The 17226-nt window shown below is 56.6% G+C and carries 19 protein-coding genes; 13 read left to right on the forward strand and 6 right to left on the reverse strand.

From position 1 onward, the window contains the following. The first annotated feature begins 9 nt into the window (after positions 1-9). Positions 10-1056, forward strand: coding sequence for a patatin-like phospholipase family protein (locus FHI25_RS08945; RefSeq protein WP_210516940.1), 1047 nt, complete (start codon positions 10-12; stop codon positions 1054-1056). 12 nt (positions 1057-1068) lie between these two features. Here FHI25_RS08945 and FHI25_RS08950 read toward each other — a convergent pair whose 3' ends face one another. Further along, on the reverse strand, positions 1069-1668 hold the full coding sequence (locus FHI25_RS08950; protein WP_210516942.1) for a TetR/AcrR family transcriptional regulator: 600 nt from the start codon (positions 1666-1668) through the stop codon (positions 1069-1071). A 179-nt stretch (positions 1669-1847) separates the two neighbouring features. Here FHI25_RS08950 and FHI25_RS08955 point away from each other — a divergent pair, with 179 nt between their 5' ends. Next, positions 1848-2816 carry an alpha/beta fold hydrolase gene (locus FHI25_RS08955; protein WP_210516944.1) on the forward strand — a complete coding sequence of 323 codons (969 nt, stop codon included), beginning with the start codon at positions 1848-1850 and terminating at the stop codon, positions 2814-2816. 138 nt (positions 2817-2954) lie between these two features. Further along, positions 2955-3509: a sugar O-acetyltransferase gene (locus tag FHI25_RS08960; RefSeq protein ID WP_210516946.1), complete on the forward strand. Its 555-nt coding sequence runs from the start codon at positions 2955-2957 to the stop codon at positions 3507-3509. 120 nt (positions 3510-3629) lie between these two features. Here the strand turns inward: FHI25_RS08960 and FHI25_RS08965 are convergent, their stop codons facing one another. Both FHI25_RS08965 and FHI25_RS08970 read right to left on the reverse strand, forming a co-directional pair. Further along, entirely contained in the window at positions 3630-4163 is a 534-nt protein-coding gene (locus tag FHI25_RS08965; protein ID WP_210516948.1) for a cytochrome b/b6 domain-containing protein, read from the reverse strand. Between the two features lie 146 nt (positions 4164-4309). Then, on the reverse strand, positions 4310-4612 hold the full coding sequence (locus FHI25_RS08970; protein ID WP_210516950.1) for a PepSY domain-containing protein: 303 nt from the start codon (positions 4610-4612) through the stop codon (positions 4310-4312). Positions 4613-4774: 162 nt separating this feature from the next. Between FHI25_RS08970 and FHI25_RS08975 the strand changes: the two genes are divergently transcribed. The 8 genes from FHI25_RS08975 (at position 4775) to FHI25_RS09010 (ending at position 12842) form a co-directional block, all read left to right on the forward strand. Continuing rightward, positions 4775-5434, forward strand: a complete 660-nt coding sequence (locus tag FHI25_RS08975; protein WP_210518237.1) for a response regulator transcription factor — start codon at positions 4775-4777, stop codon at positions 5432-5434. Further along, on the forward strand, positions 5434-6846 hold the full coding sequence (locus tag FHI25_RS08980; protein ID WP_210516952.1) for an ATP-binding protein: 1413 nt from the start codon (positions 5434-5436) through the stop codon (positions 6844-6846). The genes FHI25_RS08975 and FHI25_RS08980 overlap by 1 nt, the downstream gene beginning before the upstream one ends. Positions 6847-7082: 236 nt before the next feature. After that, positions 7083-8129 (forward strand): LacI family DNA-binding transcriptional regulator, encoded by a 1047-nt coding sequence (locus FHI25_RS08985; protein WP_210516954.1) that lies wholly within the window; start codon positions 7083-7085, stop codon positions 8127-8129. An 11-nt stretch (positions 8130-8140) separates the two neighbouring features. Further along, a complete protein-coding gene (locus tag FHI25_RS08990; RefSeq protein ID WP_349237990.1) occupies positions 8141-9151 on the forward strand; it encodes an ABC transporter substrate-binding protein in 1011 nt (336 codons plus the stop codon). Then, complete coding sequence (locus tag FHI25_RS08995) at positions 9152-10057, forward strand: ABC transporter permease (protein WP_349237991.1); 906 nt, start codon at positions 9152-9154, stop codon at positions 10055-10057. A gap of 1 nt (position 10058) precedes the next feature. Next, positions 10059-10868 carry an ABC transporter permease subunit gene (locus tag FHI25_RS09000; protein ID WP_210516956.1) on the forward strand — a complete coding sequence of 270 codons (810 nt, stop codon included), beginning with the start codon at positions 10059-10061 and terminating at the stop codon, positions 10866-10868. Beyond that, positions 10868-11962 (forward strand): ABC transporter ATP-binding protein, encoded by a 1095-nt coding sequence (locus tag FHI25_RS09005; protein ID WP_210516958.1) that lies wholly within the window; start codon positions 10868-10870, stop codon positions 11960-11962. The genes FHI25_RS09000 and FHI25_RS09005 overlap by 1 nt, the downstream gene beginning before the upstream one ends. 49 nt (positions 11963-12011) lie before the next feature. Continuing rightward, positions 12012-12842, forward strand: coding sequence for a phosphodiesterase (locus tag FHI25_RS09010; RefSeq protein WP_210516960.1), 831 nt, complete (start codon positions 12012-12014; stop codon positions 12840-12842). Positions 12843-12858: 16 nt separating this feature from the next. On the opposite strand, the gene FHI25_RS09015 is transcribed toward FHI25_RS09010, so the two are convergent. Further along, the gene (locus tag FHI25_RS09015; protein ID WP_210516963.1) at positions 12859-14049 is read right to left on the reverse strand and encodes an FAD-dependent oxidoreductase; all 1191 of its coding nucleotides are present in this window, start codon (positions 14047-14049) and stop codon (positions 12859-12861) included. A gap of 246 nt (positions 14050-14295) precedes the next feature. Between FHI25_RS09015 and FHI25_RS09020 the strand changes: the two genes are divergently transcribed. Then, on the forward strand, positions 14296-14622 hold the full coding sequence (locus FHI25_RS09020; RefSeq protein WP_062957772.1) for a multidrug efflux SMR transporter: 327 nt from the start codon (positions 14296-14298) through the stop codon (positions 14620-14622). Positions 14623-14627: 5 nt separating this feature from the next. On the opposite strand, the gene FHI25_RS09025 is transcribed toward FHI25_RS09020, so the two are convergent. Further along, positions 14628-15545, reverse strand: a complete 918-nt coding sequence (locus tag FHI25_RS09025; RefSeq protein WP_210516965.1) for an NAD-dependent epimerase/dehydratase family protein — start codon at positions 15543-15545, stop codon at positions 14628-14630. A gap of 63 nt (positions 15546-15608) precedes the next feature. After that, a complete protein-coding gene (locus FHI25_RS09030) occupies positions 15609-16223 on the reverse strand; it encodes a LysE family translocator (protein ID WP_210516967.1) in 615 nt (204 codons plus the stop codon). A 139-nt stretch (positions 16224-16362) separates the two neighbouring features. Here FHI25_RS09030 and FHI25_RS09035 point away from each other — a divergent pair, with 139 nt between their 5' ends. Next, positions 16363-17217, forward strand: a complete 855-nt coding sequence (locus FHI25_RS09035; RefSeq protein ID WP_210516970.1) for a LysR family transcriptional regulator — start codon at positions 16363-16365, stop codon at positions 17215-17217. Positions 17218-17226 lie beyond the last annotated feature (9 nt).

Here is a 17226-nt window from a genome sequence, read left to right on the forward strand (position 1 = left end):
GGAGATGGCATGAGCGAGCGTGCGAAGCAATCGACGGCGACCAACCGCAAACAGATCAACCTTGCCCTTCAGGGCGGGGGATCGCACGGGGCGTTTACCTGGGGCGTTCTGGACCGGTTGCTTGAGGATGAGGAAATCGAGCTTGAGGCGATTTCGGGCACATCGGCCGGGGCGATGAATGCGGCCGTGGTGACATCGGGCTTTTGCAAGGGCGGGCACAAGGGCGCGCGCGAGGACCTTGAGGCGTTCTGGTCTGCGGTTTCAGAGGCTGCGCGGTTCAGCCCGCTGCAACGTTCCCCGATTGATGTTCTGTTTGGCAACTGGTCGCTTGGCAATTCGCCGATGTATCAGTGGCTTGATATGTCGGCCAAGATGTTTTCGCCCTATGATTTGAACCCGGTGGGGGATAATCCGCTGGCGGGGCTTTTGGATGATGTGGTTGATTTTGATCGTTTGAATAAAAGTCCGACCAAGCTTTTCATCACCGCGACCAATGTTGAAACCGGGCAGGCGCGGGTATTTCGCAACCCTGATATCAGTTTGGATGTTTTGCTGGCCTCTGCCTGTTTGCCCAATATCTACAAGACCATCGAGATTGATGGCGTGCCCTATTGGGATGGGGGATATTCTGGTAATCCGAGCCTTGGGCCATTGGTGCGCGAGTGTTCGGCCAATGACACGGTTTTGGTGCAAATCAATCCGGTCAAACGGCCGGGGATCCCGAAAACCTCGCACGAGATTTCAAGTCGGCTGAACGAGATTTCGTTTAACAGCAGCCTCGTCAAGGAATTGCGCATGATGTCGGTGATCCGCAAGGACATGCCGCCCCATCAATGCGAAGCCAGCAGTTGGGGCACCATGCGCATGCATCTGATTGCCAGTGATGTGATGCTGGAACTGGATCACACATCGAAGATGAATGCCGAATGGGATTTCATGACGATGCTGCGCGACAAGGGGCGCGAGGCGGCAGATAGCTTCCTTAAGGCGCATCGTAGCGATATCGGTACTCGCCCGACCCTAGATCTGGAGCAGTTTGCGCCGGATTATGTTTAGGGCGTCTCGTCGCTACGAAGCGGGCTTTCCAAAACGCAGGCCATCAATCATCAGATCAACCATGCGATAGGTATGTTCCATGCCCTCTGCGTCGGCTGATTTGCTGCCGGAGCTGGCAAGATTGCCAATCGCACGCAACAGATCAAAGGCGTCGATGTCTGACCGTGCTTCGCCTGCCTTGGCGGCGGCATCCAGCAGGTTTTCAAGGGCGGGTTCAAAGTTGCTTCGGAAATAATCGGGCAGGGCATCAAAGGCCGGGTCGCCCGAATGAAGGGCCGATGCCAATCCCTTTTTGGTGACGATGAATTGGCAATAGCGGCGCAACCAGCGCGACAGGGCCTCGCCCGGCGGGTAGTCGTTGGCAAGTGTTTTGGCATCCGTCGCACAGGCATCAACTTCGCGCTTGAAGACGGCAACGACCAGATCGCTTCGTTTGGGAAAACGGCGATAGAGCGTGCCGACACCCACCCCGGCGGTTTTGGCAATTTCACGCACCGGCGCATCAACACCCGATTTGGCAAACACCGTCTTGGCGGCCTCAAGTACCGCGTCTTCATTGCGGGCGGCATCGGCGCGGATGCGTTTTTTTGTGCCGGTGGTTTCTTCCTGCATCGCTTTGTTTTTCCACAATAAACCAGCGTGATCAAACGCGGACGGAGTCCGGGTGTTGAAATTCATGCTTGATAAACGGAACGTGGTTCCGTATTTGAATTAGCAACAGGAACGTCGTTCCGTTTGTTGGTTTATAGGCGAAATCGACGGTTTCGCCAAGCAAAACAAGGATGTTTGCTATGAATAACCTGATCACCAGTGCTCGCCATATTCCGCTTCGTGATGCGGTTACAGCCATCTCTATCTGTCCGGTGATGTTGCCGGTCGCAAACCGACCGCAGCCAATTGAAATGCGGATTACCCTGCCTGCGGTGGGCGATCATTTTCCGATCATCCTGTTGTCGCACGGGCATGGGCCGTCGCTTTATATTCCGTCGATGAACGGCTATGGCCCGTTGGCGCAGTTTTACGCCGAGCAGGGCTTTGCCGTGATCCAGCCAACCCATGGCAATTCGAAAGTTGCCGGGTTTGCGCCGGATGCGCCGGGTGCACCGTTTTTCTGGCGGTCACGGGTGGAGGATTTCAAACATATCATTGATCATCTGTCCGACATCGAAGCAGCCCACCCGATCCTTGACGGGCGTCTTGACCATGACCGGATTGCAGCGGTCGGGCATTCGCTTGGCGGGCAGACGGTGGGGATGTTGCTCGGCGCGCGGTTGACCGATACCGCCGATCCGGACGCGCAGGATGTCAACATGCAGGAGCCCAGGGTCAAGGTCGGTGTGTTGCTGGCGGCCCCCGGCAATGGCGGCGATAGCCTCAGCGATCATGCGCGCGAAAACTATACGGTACTCAACCCCGATTTTTCCCATATGACGACGCGCACGCTTGTCGTGGCGGGGGATGAAGACGATAACCCGCACCTGACCAAACGCGGGGCGGCATGGCACACCGACCCGTTCCATTACAGCCCGGGCAGTGACTTTTTGCTGACGCTTAAGGGGGGCAAGCACGGTCTTGGCGGGATTGCCAGTTATGACGCCAAGGAAACCGATGACGAAGATCCCGACCGCCTTGCCGTGACCCAGCGCATGACGGCAGCCTATTTGCGCAGTGCATTTGATGAAAGCGACCCGGCATGGACAAAGGCGTGTGATGCGCTGGCGACCCACAGTGCGGAACTGGCCCATGTGACGGGCAAGTAGAGTCCGTATCGACGACGTGTTTTGCCGGGCATGGTGGTCTGTGTTGGTCAGTGTTGGTCAATGGCGGGCGGTGCAGATTGCGGTTGCCTTCAATCGGGCGTAACCTGTTGATCGTCGCCAACAACATCCCTGAACATCATGCCCCAAAGCGAACTTGAAAAAATGCAGTCCGGTGACTGGTATTCCTGCCTTGATCCGGAAATCAGCACCTTGCGCCATCGTGCGCTTGAGGCCTGTCATGAGCATAGCGTGCTCTATCCGGCGGAACGTGGCAATATCGGGCCGAAACTGCGTGCCCTGTTTGCCGAATGTGCGGATGATGTTCGGATCGAGGCGCGGTTTCATTGTGCCTACGGCATTAATATCCACTTGGCCGAAGACGTATTTTTGAATGTCGGCTGCGTGATCCTTGATACAGCCCCCGTGAAGATCGGCAAGCATTCGATGTTGGGGCCGAATGTGCAGATATATTGTGCTGATCATCATCGCGATCCGGAGCTTCGCAAGCAGCATCTGGAAATCGCAAGGCCGGTGACGATTGGCGAGAATGTCTGGATTGGCGGCGGGGCGATTATCCTGCCGGGCATCACCATTGGCGATGAGGCGATCATTGGCGCCGGATCGGTCGTGACGCGTGATGTTGCCGCCGGGGCGACGGTTGTTGGCAATCCGGCAAAGCCAGTTGCGCGGTGAGGTGTTTATTCTGTGCAGGGATTCCCGCCTGCGCGGGAATGACGGTGCCCAAAAAAAGAGGCAACCGGCCAGGGGTGGACGCGGTTGCCTTGAGGTGGTTGGGACAAAAGAGTTTTCGGGTCAGGAGATGTCGTCTGTTGCCGGGCGGCGTTTGCGGCCCGTGATCATGGCGCGCACCAGATTCTCGTGATGGCGCAGGCTGGCAAGGATGACGCCGCCGATATGCAACAGCACCAGGAACAGCAAGCCGTTTGCCAGCGCCTCGTGGGTTTCTTCCACCCATTCAGATCCCCAGAACATATTGGTAGTGTACATCCATCCCGTGAGTGCACAGCCCGCCATGGCGAGTATCAGGGCAATGATCATTGCTGCACCAGCCGGGTTGTGACCGAGATAGCGGCGTTCGCTGCCAGACAGGATATCGCGGAGATATTGAAGCGTTGCCGACGGGCTTTTGATGAATTGGGTAAAGCGGGCATAGCGGGTGCCGATCAGGCCCCAGATCAGGCGCAGCGCAATCAGGGCACCTGCGGCATAGCCCGCCCATTCATGCAGGTTGTCCCATTCATCAGCGGTTATCCAGGCGAGGATGAAACTTGCCGCCAAGCCCCAGTGAAACAGGCGAACAAACGGGTCCCATACTTTGACAGACATGATGCGTGCTCCTGACTGTTGAATGCGTTTTCAGCTGGCTGGTTCGGAGAGGCGGCTCTGACCGGGGACGCCCGTGCAGGCAGGCACGGAGCGGGGGACAGACTTTCGGTCAAAGCCGCACTCAGCCGAGGGAGGACCGATTGAGATCAGTCGTCTTCCTTGACGAGCTCAAAAGTCGCCGGGTTGAAATAGGCTTCGACTTTCTTGCCGTCAGCCTTGACGGCGTAAACTTCGTAGCAGCCTTCATCTTCCTTGATCTTGCGGACGTCCCAGCCCTCGGCGGTCAGTTTTTCCTTGAGCGCATCCATGCTCTGCCATTCGGATTTCGGCACGTTGCAATAATCGTCACTGGCCTGTGCGGTGTGCGCGGTCAGGCCGAGGGTGGCAGTGGCAAGAAGCGTTGTGGCAAACAGGCCAAAGGCGGCTTTCTTCAAAACAGTGTTTTTCACGGCTCGGTTCCTTCATAAGATAGGGGAAATTTCATGATCGGCGGCGAGTATGTCGGGGTTAACTGACAGCAAGCTGAAACGGGCTGTGCCGTGCGTTCAGCGTAATGTCAGGAAATGTCCCTAGACGGGGTCGATTGTGCAGAGCATCGGTATGAGGTTGGGGTGCGTATTCTTCTGGTCGAAGATGAATTGATGCTGGCAGACGCGGTGCGCGATCATTTGCTGGCAAGCGGCGAGGCGGTTGATCACAGTGCAAGCGTGGTCGATGCCGAGATCATGCTGCGCGGGACCAACTATGATGTGTTGCTGCTTGACCTTAACCTGCCCGATGGCAAGGGGCTTGATCTGCTGCGCGATTTGCGCCGCAAGGGATCGGCGACACCCTGCATTATCCTGACTGCCCAGGATCAGATATCGGACCGGATCGAGGGGCTTAATGCCGGGGCGGATGATTATCTGGTCAAGCCGTTTGACCTGAATGAGTTATCTGCACGCCTGGCTGCTGTGTCTCGGCGTTATAGCGGCAATCCCAATCCGTTTGTCGAACTGGATGGCGGGGTCGAGGTGGATCTTGCCGGGCGGTCGGTTTTGCGCGACGGCGAACATATTGACCTGACATCGCGCGAATGGGCGCTGTTTGATCAAATGGTCAAACGGCCGGGCCAGACGTTATCGAAACGTCAGCTTGAAGAAGCGCTTTATGAATTTGGTGCCGAGATCGAAAGCAACACGGTCGAGGTTTATGTCAGCCGGTTGCGCCGCAAGCTTGGCCGGGATGTGATCAAGACCGTGCGCGGTGTCGGCTATCGGGTTGAGGGATAATGAAGATCAGGGCGCAAAACAGTCTTCAGTACATTCTGACCAAACGCCTGACCGTGATCGTTGCGTTGTTTTGGGTGATTGGCGCATCCTTTGCGGCCTATACCGCGCGCCATGAGATGGAGGAGGGGGCGGATACCGCCCTTATCGAGACATCACGGCGGACCTCGACCCTTATCATCAATTATCTTGAAAACCATCAGGGCGCGGGCGGGATTGTTGTCTTGCCCGAACCGGGCTTTGACGCTGTTCACGATGATGACGACGACAGCGATCATGACGATCATGATGGCGATTTCGATGATTTCGATGACTTCATGCAGTATCAGCTGCGTGATGCAAATGGTGAGGTGCTGCTGCGGTCGCAAAATGCACCGGAAACGCCGTTTGATGCGCCGCTTGAGCCCGGTTTCAGCGATGGTGATGAGGTGCGCGTCTATACCAGCCGGACCGGTAATGGTGATCTGTTCATGCAGGTGGCCGAACCGACCGAGCACCGCAATGAAGCGATCATTGAAACCATAGTGTCGCAGTTCACGCCGCTGATTTTCCTAATCCCGGTGACCATCCTTGCGGTGGTTTATAGTGTGACCCACGCGCTTGCGCCGGTGCGGCACGTCCGCAACGAGATCGAAACGCGGGGCGAAGGCAACCTGACCCCTATCGAGCAGGATGATCCGATCGAAGAAATCAGCACCATTGTCACGGCGGTCAACCGGTTGATGGAAAAGCTTGAAGCGGCACTCAGTGTCGAGCGCAGCTTTACCGCCAACAGCGCGCATGAACTGCGCACGCCGATTGCCGTGGCGCTGGCGCAAACACAAAGGCTTTTGGCGGAACTGCCCGAAGGTCACGCGGCCCGCAAACGTGCGGTCCAGACGGAAGAGGCGCTTAAACGCCTGTCGCGGCTGTCCGAAAAGCTTTTGCAGCTGGCGCGCGCGGAATCAAGCGGTGGTTTTAGCCCGACGGGGCATAATCAGGACCTTGGCCCGACGCTTAATCTGGTGATTGAAGACCTCAAGCGGGCCGGGATGGAAGGGGCCGATATCCGCTTTGATGCCGACAATCTGGCGACATTATCAGCCAATATCGACCTTGATGCCTTTGCGATTTGCATGCGCAATCTGATTGAAAATGCCCTGAAATATGGCGGGGATGACGAACCCGTCGATATCCGTGTGGTGGAGGGGCACATCGTGCAGGTGGCAAATGGTGGTGTGCCCGTTCGCCCCGATGAACTGGAACAACTGACCACGCGGTTCAAACGATCGAGCAACAAGGCCGATGGTTCGGGACTGGGGTTGGCGATTGTCGAGGCGATTGCGCGCAATGCCAAGGCAGAGCTTAAGCTTTATTCCCCGCGCCCGGATCATGCGGACGGGTTTATGGCCGAACTTCGTTTGCATCAAAGCTAAGCGGACAAACAGCCCCCATAAAACGCCTGACCTGCAATGCAGCCCCGGAAAACCGGGTTGAAGATTTGCGATCATGGCAGGGGGTTACCGTTTTATGTTTTGAAATCGAAACGTCATAAATGGCAGTTTTCCGCCATTGTAAACGTTTCAAATGTTCATAAAACGGAAACACAAGTGTTATCGAAGTGACTTCTTCGTTGGGTATGGTTTGGCCCGTCGAAGGAGTTTTGTTGCAGATGACCCCCAAACCCACCATGCGCACAGTCGCTGCCAAGGCCGGCGTTTCAATCGCAACCGTATCACGGGTGATCAATTGCCCTGATGAGGTGCCGACTGAGACGGTTGAGCGCGTACGAGCGGCCATGGCGTATCTGAAATATCGGCCAAACATGAATGGCCGACGCCTTAAAATGGCGCAGACGCGGTCTGTCGGGGTTTTGGTGCCAACCATGGCCAACCCGGTTTTTGCAACATCGGTTCAGGGGATCGAGCAGGCCGCCCATGAAGATGGCCTGACCGTTCTTTTGACATCATCGGAATATGATCCGGAACGCGAATTGGGCGCGGTTTCGACATTGCTCAATAACCGGGTGGACGGGTTGATCCTGACACTGGCCAATGCCGATGATAATCGCGTGATCGACCTTTTGATCAGCGAAAACATCCCGTTCGTATTGCTGTTTAACCAGCCAAGCCGAACCGATGTGGCGTCCATCAGTGTCGATAACGCCAAGTCGGCCTATGACATCACGCAGGCGATGATTGCGCAGGGGCATCGCAAGCTTGCGATGGTGGCCGGCCATTTTGAAAGTTCGGACCGTTCGCGCCAGCGTTATGACGGTTTTTGCCAGGCGCTTCGTGACGCGACCTCAGATGGCACTTCCAGTATCGCCGCCCCGCGCCTGTGTCAGGTCGGATTTGGCGAGACCGACCTTGAGGGCATCCTTGAAAGTTTTCTGACCGGGCCGGATGTGGTCACGGGTCTTGTCTGTTCGACTGACATGCTGGCGATTGCCGCAATCAGCGCATGCCGCACCTATGGGCTTTCGGTCCCGGGGGATGTGTCAGTCGGGGGCATTGACGGAATTGCGGTGGGTGGGCTGATCACACCGAAACTGTGTTCGGCCGTTCAACCCACCCAGAAGATGGGCCAGCAGGCGCTTGCATTCCTGCTGGGCCTGATACGGGGGCAGACAGAACCGCAAAGTTTGCTTTTGCCCCATCAACTTAGCACGGGTGAGTCGATCGGACCCGCCCGGCATCAGTCATCACCCCGATTATAGGGAGATCAAAAGTGCGTTTCAAACAACTTGTCATGGGTGTGAGCCTTGCGGTTGCTGCCACGGCGGCACAGCCTGCCTTCGCTGATGAAGCAGCGATTTGCTATAACTGCCCGCCGGAATGGGCTGACTGGGGCGGACAGCTCAAGAATATTTCGAAAGATCTGGGCATTGATGTCCCGCAGGACAACAAGAACTCCGGCCAGACTTTGTCCCAGCTTCTGGCGGAAAAAGACAATCCGGTTGCAGACGTTGCCTATTACGGCGTGTCATTTGGCATCAAGGCCAATGAAGCCGGTGTTGTCCAGAACTACAAACCGACCAATTTTGATGCCATCCCTGATGGTCTGAAGGACCCGAACGGCGCATGGTTTGCGATCCATTCCGGCACGATTGGCCTGTTTGTCAATGTTGACGCCCTTGACGGTGCGCCGGTCCCGCAAAGCTGGAATGACCTTTTGAAGCCGGAATATGCCGGCATGGTCGGGTATCTTGACCCATCAAGCGCCTTTGTCGGCTATGCCGGTGCGGTTGCGATCAACCGTGCCATGGGTGGATCACTGGATGATTTCACACCGGGCATCGAGTTCTTCAAGAAGCTGAAGGAAAACGATCCGATTGTGCCGAAACAGACCGCCTATGCTCGTGTTCTGTCGGGCGAAATTCCGATCCTGCTTGATTATGATTTCAACGCCTATCGCGCGAAATACAAGGACAGCGCGAATGTCGAATTCGTCATCCCGTCCGAAGGTACGGTGACCGTGCCGTATGTCATGAGCCTGGTTGCCAACAACCCGCATGGCGAGAATGGCAAGAAGGTTCTGGATTATGTGATGTCAGACAAAGGCCAGTCCCATTGGGCAAATGCCTTCCTGCGCCCGGTGATCCCGAGTGCAATGTCGCCGGAAGCGGCATCCAAGTTCCTGCCGGAAGCCGACTATGCCCGTTCCCAGCCGGTTGATTACGCCAAGATGGCAACCGTACAGACCGGGTTCTCTGACCGTTATCTTTCCGAGGTACGTTAAGTGTCAATCGACCTTGATTTAAAGGAGGGGCGTTCGCGCCCTTCCTTGCTTTCATCCTTTATAACCCCGCGTGCCGCTGCTGCGAGCCCGGCGATCCTGTCGATCTTGCTGATCCCGGGGCTTGTGATTGTTGCGGCGTTCTTTTTGATCCCGCTTGCGCGCGTTGCCTTTGAAGTCGGCAACGGGCCGGAGGGCTGGGGGACGTATCTTCTGATCCTGACCAATGCGCGGTATCTGGAAAGTCTGATCCAGACGCTTGCGATGTCGGCAGGCGTTACGATGATGGCCTTGATCCTGTGTGCGATTGTCGGGCTGTTTTTGGTGCGCAACAGATTTGCCGGGCGCAGCATTTTGATCGGGACATTGACCTTGCCACTGTCCTTTCCGGGCACGGTGGTTGGGTTCATGGTGATCATGCTGGCCGGACGCCAAGGTGTGATTGGCGGGCTGACGGATGCGGCCTTTGGCAGCAAGCTTGTCTTCGCCTATGACATTGCCGGTCTTTTTATAGGCTATCTGTATTTTTCGATCCCGCGCGTGATCTTGGCGGTGATGGCATCTGCCGAGAAGCTTGACCTGCAGCTTGAAGAAGCGGCGCGGTCGCTTGGTGCGTCGCGGTTTCGTGTGATTTGCGACGTGATTTTACCAGGTCTTATGCCCGGCCTGATTTCATCGGGCGCCATTTGCTTTGCAACCGCAATGGGCGCGTTTGGCACGGCCTTTACGCTGGCGACCGATATCGATGTGCTGCCGATGGTGATCTATACCGAGTTTACGCGAAACGCCAACATTCCGGTGGCCGCGGCGCTCAGCATTGTTTTGGGTCTGATCACATGGGCCTGCCTTGCAGCCGTGCGCAGTTTCACTGGCGAGGGCAAGAGCCTGCCGGTGCGTGGAGGGGCATGATATGCGACGCACAGGTATCTTTTACGCGCAGCTCGGCCTTACCACATTGCTGTGTCTGTTTATCGTTATCCCGATTGTGATGTCGGCCTTGGCCGGGGTGACGGTCAATGTGTTTCAGGGATTGTCTTCGGGCCTGACGCTGCGCTGGATTTTCGAGGTCTGGGACCTTTATGCATCAAGCATCTTTTTGTCATTGTGGCTGGCGATTGCCTGCCTGTTCGTCACACTGATTGCAGGCGTGCCGTTGGCCTATGTTCTGGTGCGCAAGCCCGGCCGTGCCACCCGGTTGTTTGAAGAATTGCTGACACTGCCGGTAGCGATCCCGGGTCTGGCATTGGCCTTGGCGCTTTTGATCACGTATGGCGGGGTCAGTGGATATCGATCCAGTTGGCTTTTCATCCTGACCGGGCATGTGTTGTTTACCCTGCCATTCATGGTGCGGTCTGTTGCAGCCGTGATGTCGGCGATGGATATGAAAACCCTTGAAGAAGGGGCGGCAAGCCTTGGTGCGGGGTTCTGGCGGCGGTTTTTCACGGTCATCGTGCCCAATGCCAAGCCGGGCATTCTGGCCGGTGCGCTGATGGTGGTTACGCTTTCGGTCGGGGAGTTTAACCTGACCTGGATGTTGCATACGCCGCTGACCAAAACGCTGCCAGTCGGGCTCGCGGATGCTTATGCCTCCATGCGCCTTGAGATCGGCAGTGCCTATACCCTGATTTTCTTTGTACTGATCATGCCGTTGCTGATTGCCATGCAAATACTGGCAAACCGGGGCAGCAAGCCCGCACGCGCGACGGCGGAGGATAAATAATGACCACTTCCCAAAAACAGGCAGCGCAGGCGCAAGACGCCGGTACTGCGATTGCGCTGACAAACTGTGCCAAGACTTTTGCCGATGGCACGCGCGCGCTGATGCCGTTCGATCTGTCGATTACGGCGGGCGAGACGCTGGTTTTGCTGGGGCCATCGGGCTGTGGCAAAACGACGATTCTGCGCATGATTGCCGGGCTGGAGTTCCCCGATGCGGGTGGTGCCATCCATTTTGGCGAAGATGACGTGACGCGCCAGTCGATTGAGCAGCGTCGGGTGGGCATGGTGTTTCAGTCCTATGCGCTGTTTCCGAACATGACAGTTGCGGAAAACGTGGCCTATGGCCTTAAGGTGCAAGAGGTTGGCAAGGCCGAACGCGATCAGCGCGTGCGCGAGATGCTGGAAATGATGCATATCGACATGCTGGCCGACCGTCGGGTTGATCAGCTTTCCGGTGGGCAGCGCCAGCGTGTGGCTCTTGCGCGCGCCATTGCACCGCGCCCGCGTGTTTTGCTGCTCGACGAGCCGTTGACCGCCCTTGATGCCAAGCTTCGTGTGCGGCTCAGGACCGAAATCAACGCACTTTTGCGCAAGCTTGGCATTACGGCGATTTACGTTACCCATGATCAGGAAGAAGCCATGGCACTGGGCGACCGGATTGTTGTGATGCAAAAGGGTGAAATCGCGCAGATCGGGACACCACAGGAAATCTATCGTGCGCCGAAAACCCCGTTTGTGGCCGACTTCGTCGGGGCGAGTAATTGCCTGAAGGTCAATATCGAGAACGGGCGGGCGTTGCTGGGCAAAGTTGATGTTGATGTGTCGCCCGCGTCGAATGCCAACCCCGCCACAGATGGCCTGTCGGAGATCTATTTCCGGGCAGATGGGCTCATGCTGTGTGCGCCCGATGATGCGCATTTCACCGCGAGGGTGGAGGCTGTTTCCTATCTGGGGGAACGTGTGCGCGTGACGGTCTCGGGTATCGGAGAGAGAGCGGTTTTGGTTGATACCGATCCCGACGCCGAGATGGTATTGGGCGAGACGGTGCATTGCCGGTTGGTGCCCGAACGCCTCACCGTGTTTGCCGCACGCTGACATTTGCAACCCAACAAGAACATTTTCCAGACACGAGAGATTTTAAAACATGCTTATTGCGCAATTGACCGATCTGCATATCGGTGCCGGACGGCGTCTGGCCTATCGCAAGGTGGATACGGCAACGGCCCTTGAACGGGCGGTGGCGCGCGTCAATACCATGGTGCCAAAACCGGACATGGTCTTGTTTTCCGGTGATATCGGTGATCTGGGAACGCCCGAAGAATACGCACTGGTGCAAAACATTCTTCGCGGGCTTGAGGTGCCGTTTTACATGATCCCGGGTAATCATGATCAGCGTGCGCCATTGCGCGCGGCCTTTGCGGATGCCATGCCCATCGAGGATGGGGTGGAGTTCATCAATTATGTGATTGATGCCGGACCGGTCAGGCTGATCGCGCTTGATAGCCTTGATGAAGGTCGGCCAGAGGGTAAATTGTGTTCAGCCCGATTGGATTGGTTGGAGCACACACTGCATGATGGCGATAATCGCCCTTGTGTCTTGTTTGTCCATCACCCGCCGGTCGCGGTCGGGATCAAGCATATGGATGATCAGAGACTGTTAAGCGGGGCAGAGACATTTGCCCAGATCGTGCTGGCGCATAAAGATCGCATTCAGGCGATCATGTGTGGCCATCTGCACCGTCCGATCCATACACGGTGGGCAGGTGTGCCGTTGATTGTTGCGCCATCCATTGCCCATCAGGTCGCGCTGGATTTGCGCGATGACGGACCGTCGGCCTTTACCATGGAACCGCCCGCGATGCATTTGCACCGTTGGGACGAAAAGCAGCAATGCCTTCTGACCCATCTGGCCTATGTCGACCAATATGACGGACCACATCCGTTCTTTGACGAGAACGGCAAACTGATTGTCTGAAAAGAGGGTGGTGGGCCTACTTGCCCACCCCGACCTTGATTGCGAGTTTGCGAAGCGGGCCGATGCGGTTAATCGCGGTGAGGCCGGCATAGCGCAGGTCGCGCAGTGTTTTGGGTTCGAACATCGATGCGCGGTTGAGCAGATCAATGCCGCCGACCCGCATGACTGTTTTGGGCAGTTGGCGCCGTTCGTAGGATTTCAGAAGCGGGGTTGCGCCGATATCCTCGCCGTGCAGTTTGGCCTTGGCCATCAGTTCGGCCAGGGTTTCGATGTCATGCAGGCTCATGTTCAAGCCTTGCGCGCCGATTGGCGGGACGACATGGGCGGCCTCGGCAATCAGGGCCAGGCGGGCGGCAATCAGGCGCGATGGCACTTGTGAAATCATTGGCCAGACGGCGCGCGGGCTTGCGACCGAAAGCGGGCCAAACAGGTTCATGGTGTCGTGGGTGATCTCGGCCGACAGGGCCTCGTCGGTCATGGCATTAAGTTCGTCCACCCGACTGGCCGGAACCATCCAGACCACGGACGAGCAGGGCTTGCCATTCAGATCAGGCATGGGAACGAGTGTCAGCGGGCCGCCAGTGCGGTGGATTTCGGTCGAGATGCTGTCATGCGGTTTATCGTGGGTGACGACAAAGACCAGCGCGCTTTGATCATAGGCCCAGCGCTTATGTTTGATCCCGGCCATTTCGCGCAAAGAAGAGTTGCGACCATCCGCCGCAACCACCAGTTTGGCGCGCACTGTTTGACCATCAGACAGCGTGACTTCGCCAAAGCGCGAGGTGCTTTTGAAATCGGTGACCGTGGTCGAGAAGCGGAAATCGACATTATCAAGCTGCGCCAGACGCGCCATCAGGGCGACACGGGCGGCCTTGTTCGAGACATTCCAGCCAAAGAAGCCGTTTTTGGTTTCAGCACCGTCAAAGTCGGCGGTTTCGCGCGGGGTGCGTTCGGTGCCCCCGGCATCGACAATGCGCATGACGCGAAGTTCCGCCCCGGTCGGTTTGATGGCATCCCAGACGCCGGCCTTTTTAAGCGTCTCGATACCCGGTTCGAGAAAGGCGGTGGTGCGCAAATCCGTGCCTTCGCCGATATCAGAGGGGGCCGGGTCGACAATCACGATCTGATGGCCATCTGCGGCAAAGCGTGCCGCAGCACTCATTCCGGCGATCCCGCCACCTGCAATCAGAATATCGGTTTCGATCATGACTGTTTATCCCATCTTCTGGCCGAATAAGCGTGCAAAACTGTATGCCATCGCCGGTAATCCATGCCGGGCAATGTGCCCTGTTGCGATACTATACGCAATCAAATTGGCATGGGTTTGATCCAGATTACAGCGAGGCGATTTTGGGGGATGGCGATAAGGCGGGTGCGGGGATTGCCCCATAAGGAAAATTGAGCCATTTTGGGTGCGCCTGCCGCCACCACCCCAAAAACAAGGAACAAGACCATGCTCGCCTGGGTCTATCTGTTTATAGCGATCAGTCTTGAAGTGATCGGGACGATATCGCTGAAATTCTCCGACGGATTTACCGATTGGCGTTTCACGGTGCTAAGCCTTGGTGTCTATGGCCTCAGCTTCTGGTTCTTGTCCATGACGCTGCGCATCATTCCGGTCGGAACGGCCTATGCGGTGTGGGCCGGTCTTGGCACGGCATCGGTTGCCCTGATTGGCTGGTTGTTCCTCAAGGAACCGATGACGGCGGTTAAGGCGGTTTTGTTGCTGATGATCATTGGCGGGGTGGTTGGGCTCAAGACCATTAGCACGGAAAGTTAATGGCGTTAACTTGGGCCCGTCAGTGCTGCAGCACAAGCCTTGATGCCCTGTTCGATATCAAGGTGTTTCGGGTTCCAGCCCAGTTCACGCATGGCCTTCGTACTGCTGAGATGTTGGTGATGGCCAAGCCCGTCTGCCCAATCCCCATAACGGGCCATCGCGGTTTGTGTGCGGATGGTTTCAAACTGGCAGTCTTCAATGGCGAAGTGGCTCGCGATCAGCGTGGCAACGGTGGCGTTTGAAACACCGTTAATCGCAACCCCGATATAGCTGGAACCGGGTTTGGCATTGCCAAGCGCGCGATAATAAAGATCGGCCAGATCATCGGTGTGGACCATCGGTTGATCAATATGGTCGCCGCCGACAATGGTAATCACCTTGTTGCTTCGGGCGGATGTGATGGCGCGTTCAAACAGACCGGTATGCCCATTTCGGCCAGTGGCATAGACACATCCCGGATGAATGATGATGCCGTGCAGTTTTTCATCGCCAAGAATGCGGTTCAACCCGGCAATCATCCAGTCAAATTCCGGTAAGGCGGCAAAGGGAAGTGTTTCGTCGCCGATCTGTCCCGGTTCGGTTTGCGGGTAGCTCCAGACGCCGCCAGTATAGAGAAAACGCACCTGGCCTGGCATGCGATGAAGGGCCGGGATCAAGTGATCGAGCAGATTGGCGTCAATTCGGGGCATCTGATCGGAAAAATCACAGGCCGTGTGAATGACGGCATCAACATCGGGCAGGTCGTTGACCCAGGCGGTCGGGTTTGTGATATCGCCCCGGATTGGCGTTGCGCCGAGATCGGCCAGCATTTTGTGGCTGGCGCGTGATCGGGCAAGTGCCAGGACATTGTGTTGATGATGGATCAGATTTTCAACGATGGCCGAGCCGATCAGGCCGGTTCCGCCAGTGACAAAGACGCGCATTCTATTTCCCCATACGGATGTGATGCGATCTTGTCGGACCTCAACCGCGGTTGAGGTCAAGGCTTAAAGCCACATCGGAATGATAGAGGCGACCAGAAGCACACCAAGTGTCACATTGACCGCGCGCCATTGCCAATCGGATGTGAGTAACAGGGACAGGCTTAACCCCAATGCGCACCAAAGTGCCATTGATAAAAAACCGGAAAAGGCAAAGGCGCTGCCGAGAATGAGGGCAAGCTGGGTCGGGTCCTGAGTGATGGCAGAAAAGGACGCCGCCGCCCCGATGGTGACAGCCCAGCCCTTGGGATTAAGCCACAGCAAGCCAAAGGCGCCAAGAAACGGGATCGGTTTGTTTTGTTCTTCGTTATTCGTTTCAAGCTTGTGCGATGGTGTTGGTGGCGGGGCCATGGCAATTTTAAAGGCCAACCACACCAGATAGCTCGTGCCGATCAGTTTGGTAATGAGTTCAATGGACGGAAAAGCTTGCACCAGGTTTGCCAGCCCTAGGGCACCGGCGGCGGCCAAGGTCAGCATGCCGATTGAAATACCCATGATAAATGGCACGGACCGGCGAAAGCCGAACTGTGCGCCCGATGCGGTGGCAAGGGTTGTTGCCCCACCCGGCGACAGGGCCGCGGCCATGGTAAAGGACAAAACGGGCAAGAGGGTTTCGGGCATTCTATCATCCAGTGGTGGCGCGTGAGGCAGGGGATATCAGAAAACAATTCTTTGCATCAGGAAAGCGAATGTTCATTATAGATAGCATTAAGTTTGTTAATGCTGGTGGTCATGTCGTGGCCGGATCAGTGGGGATATCATGCGAAACCTTGATTTGGCGGTGTTGCGCGCCTTTGTGACCGTGGCGGAAACCGGCAGCATGACGGGTGCGGCAGAGGTGCTTAATCTGACGCAAGGGGCGATAAGCCAGCAGATCAAGCGGCTTGAAACCGCATTCGGCTGCGGGTTGTTTGAACGCGCGCGCAAAGGATTGCGCCTGACCCAGAATGGGGAGCAATTGTTGCGCAAGGCGCAAAGGATGCTGTTGCTGAATGACGAGATCTGGCAGGACATGACCGGGGACGGCCATGTCGGTAAGCTTACCGTTGGCATTCCTTATGATCTTGTCGGTACGTTTATGCGCACGCCGCTTCGCAAATTTTGCGATCACTATCCGGGGATCGAGCTTTCGCTGCGTTGTCATAGCTCCCAGGAATTGCGGAGCATGGTCAGTAGTGGCGAGATTGATATTGCCCTGGTTGAGGAGCCGGTCGGGCAGATGACGGGTGATTTCCTGAAAATTGCGCCGCTGGTCTGGGTCGGGGCAAAATCGGGCAAGGCACAGACAAAACGCCCGCTGCCGGTGTCGCTCGTCAGTCGTGAATGTGCGTTTCGACCGGCGGTGATTGATGCGCTTGATCAGGCGGGGATTGCCTGGCGCAGCGTATTTGAAAGCGGCAATATCGAAGCAACGGCGGCAACGGTGCGATCGGATTTGTCGATCACGGCGTTTCTGGTCGGAACGATCCCCGATGATCTTGAAGCGTTGAGCCGCGATGATGCGTTGCCGGAATTGCCAAAGTTCGCGATCAGCCTGATGGAAAAGGCAGGTGCCCATAACGAAGTGCGCGATGTGTTTGCCGAGATGGTGCGCACCCATTTTCACCAGTTGTAACGCCCAAAA

The organism is Thalassospira sp. ER-Se-21-Dark (assembly GCF_017922435.1).
Classification (GTDB): domain Bacteria; phylum Pseudomonadota; class Alphaproteobacteria; order Rhodospirillales; family Thalassospiraceae; genus Thalassospira.

Bases quoted from the DNA above. Each gene is read 5' to 3' on its own strand.
- FHI25_RS09020 (WP_062957772.1), top strand. From the start codon at position 14,296: ATGCTCGCCTGGGTCTATCTGTTTATAGCGATCAGTCTTGAAGTGATC.
- FHI25_RS08980 (WP_210516952.1), top strand. From the start codon at position 5,434: ATGAAGATCAGGGCGCAAAACAGTCTTCAGTACATTCTGACCAAACGC.
- FHI25_RS09035 (WP_210516970.1), top strand. From the start codon at position 16,363: ATGCGAAACCTTGATTTGGCGGTGTTGCGCGCCTTTGTGACCGTGGCG.
- FHI25_RS08950 (WP_210516942.1), bottom strand. From the start codon at position 1,668: ATGCAGGAAGAAACCACCGGCACAAAAAAACGCATCCGCGCCGATGCC.
- FHI25_RS09005 (WP_210516958.1), top strand. From the start codon at position 10,868: ATGACCACTTCCCAAAAACAGGCAGCGCAGGCGCAAGACGCCGGTACT.
- FHI25_RS09015 (WP_210516963.1), bottom strand. From the start codon at position 14,049: ATGATCGAAACCGATATTCTGATTGCAGGTGGCGGGATCGCCGGAATG.
- FHI25_RS09025 (WP_210516965.1), bottom strand. From the start codon at position 15,545: ATGCGCGTCTTTGTCACTGGCGGAACCGGCCTGATCGGCTCGGCCATC.
- FHI25_RS08955 (WP_210516944.1), top strand. From the start codon at position 1,848: ATGAATAACCTGATCACCAGTGCTCGCCATATTCCGCTTCGTGATGCG.
- FHI25_RS08985 (WP_210516954.1), top strand. From the start codon at position 7,083: ATGACCCCCAAACCCACCATGCGCACAGTCGCTGCCAAGGCCGGCGTT.
- FHI25_RS09010 (WP_210516960.1), top strand. From the start codon at position 12,012: ATGCTTATTGCGCAATTGACCGATCTGCATATCGGTGCCGGACGGCGT.
- FHI25_RS08945 (WP_210516940.1), top strand. From the start codon at position 10: ATGAGCGAGCGTGCGAAGCAATCGACGGCGACCAACCGCAAACAGATC.
- FHI25_RS08960 (WP_210516946.1), top strand. From the start codon at position 2,955: ATGCCCCAAAGCGAACTTGAAAAAATGCAGTCCGGTGACTGGTATTCC.
- FHI25_RS09030 (WP_210516967.1), bottom strand. From the start codon at position 16,223: ATGCCCGAAACCCTCTTGCCCGTTTTGTCCTTTACCATGGCCGCGGCC.
- FHI25_RS09000 (WP_210516956.1), top strand. From the start codon at position 10,059: ATGCGACGCACAGGTATCTTTTACGCGCAGCTCGGCCTTACCACATTG.
- FHI25_RS08965 (WP_210516948.1), bottom strand. From the start codon at position 4,163: ATGTCTGTCAAAGTATGGGACCCGTTTGTTCGCCTGTTTCACTGGGGC.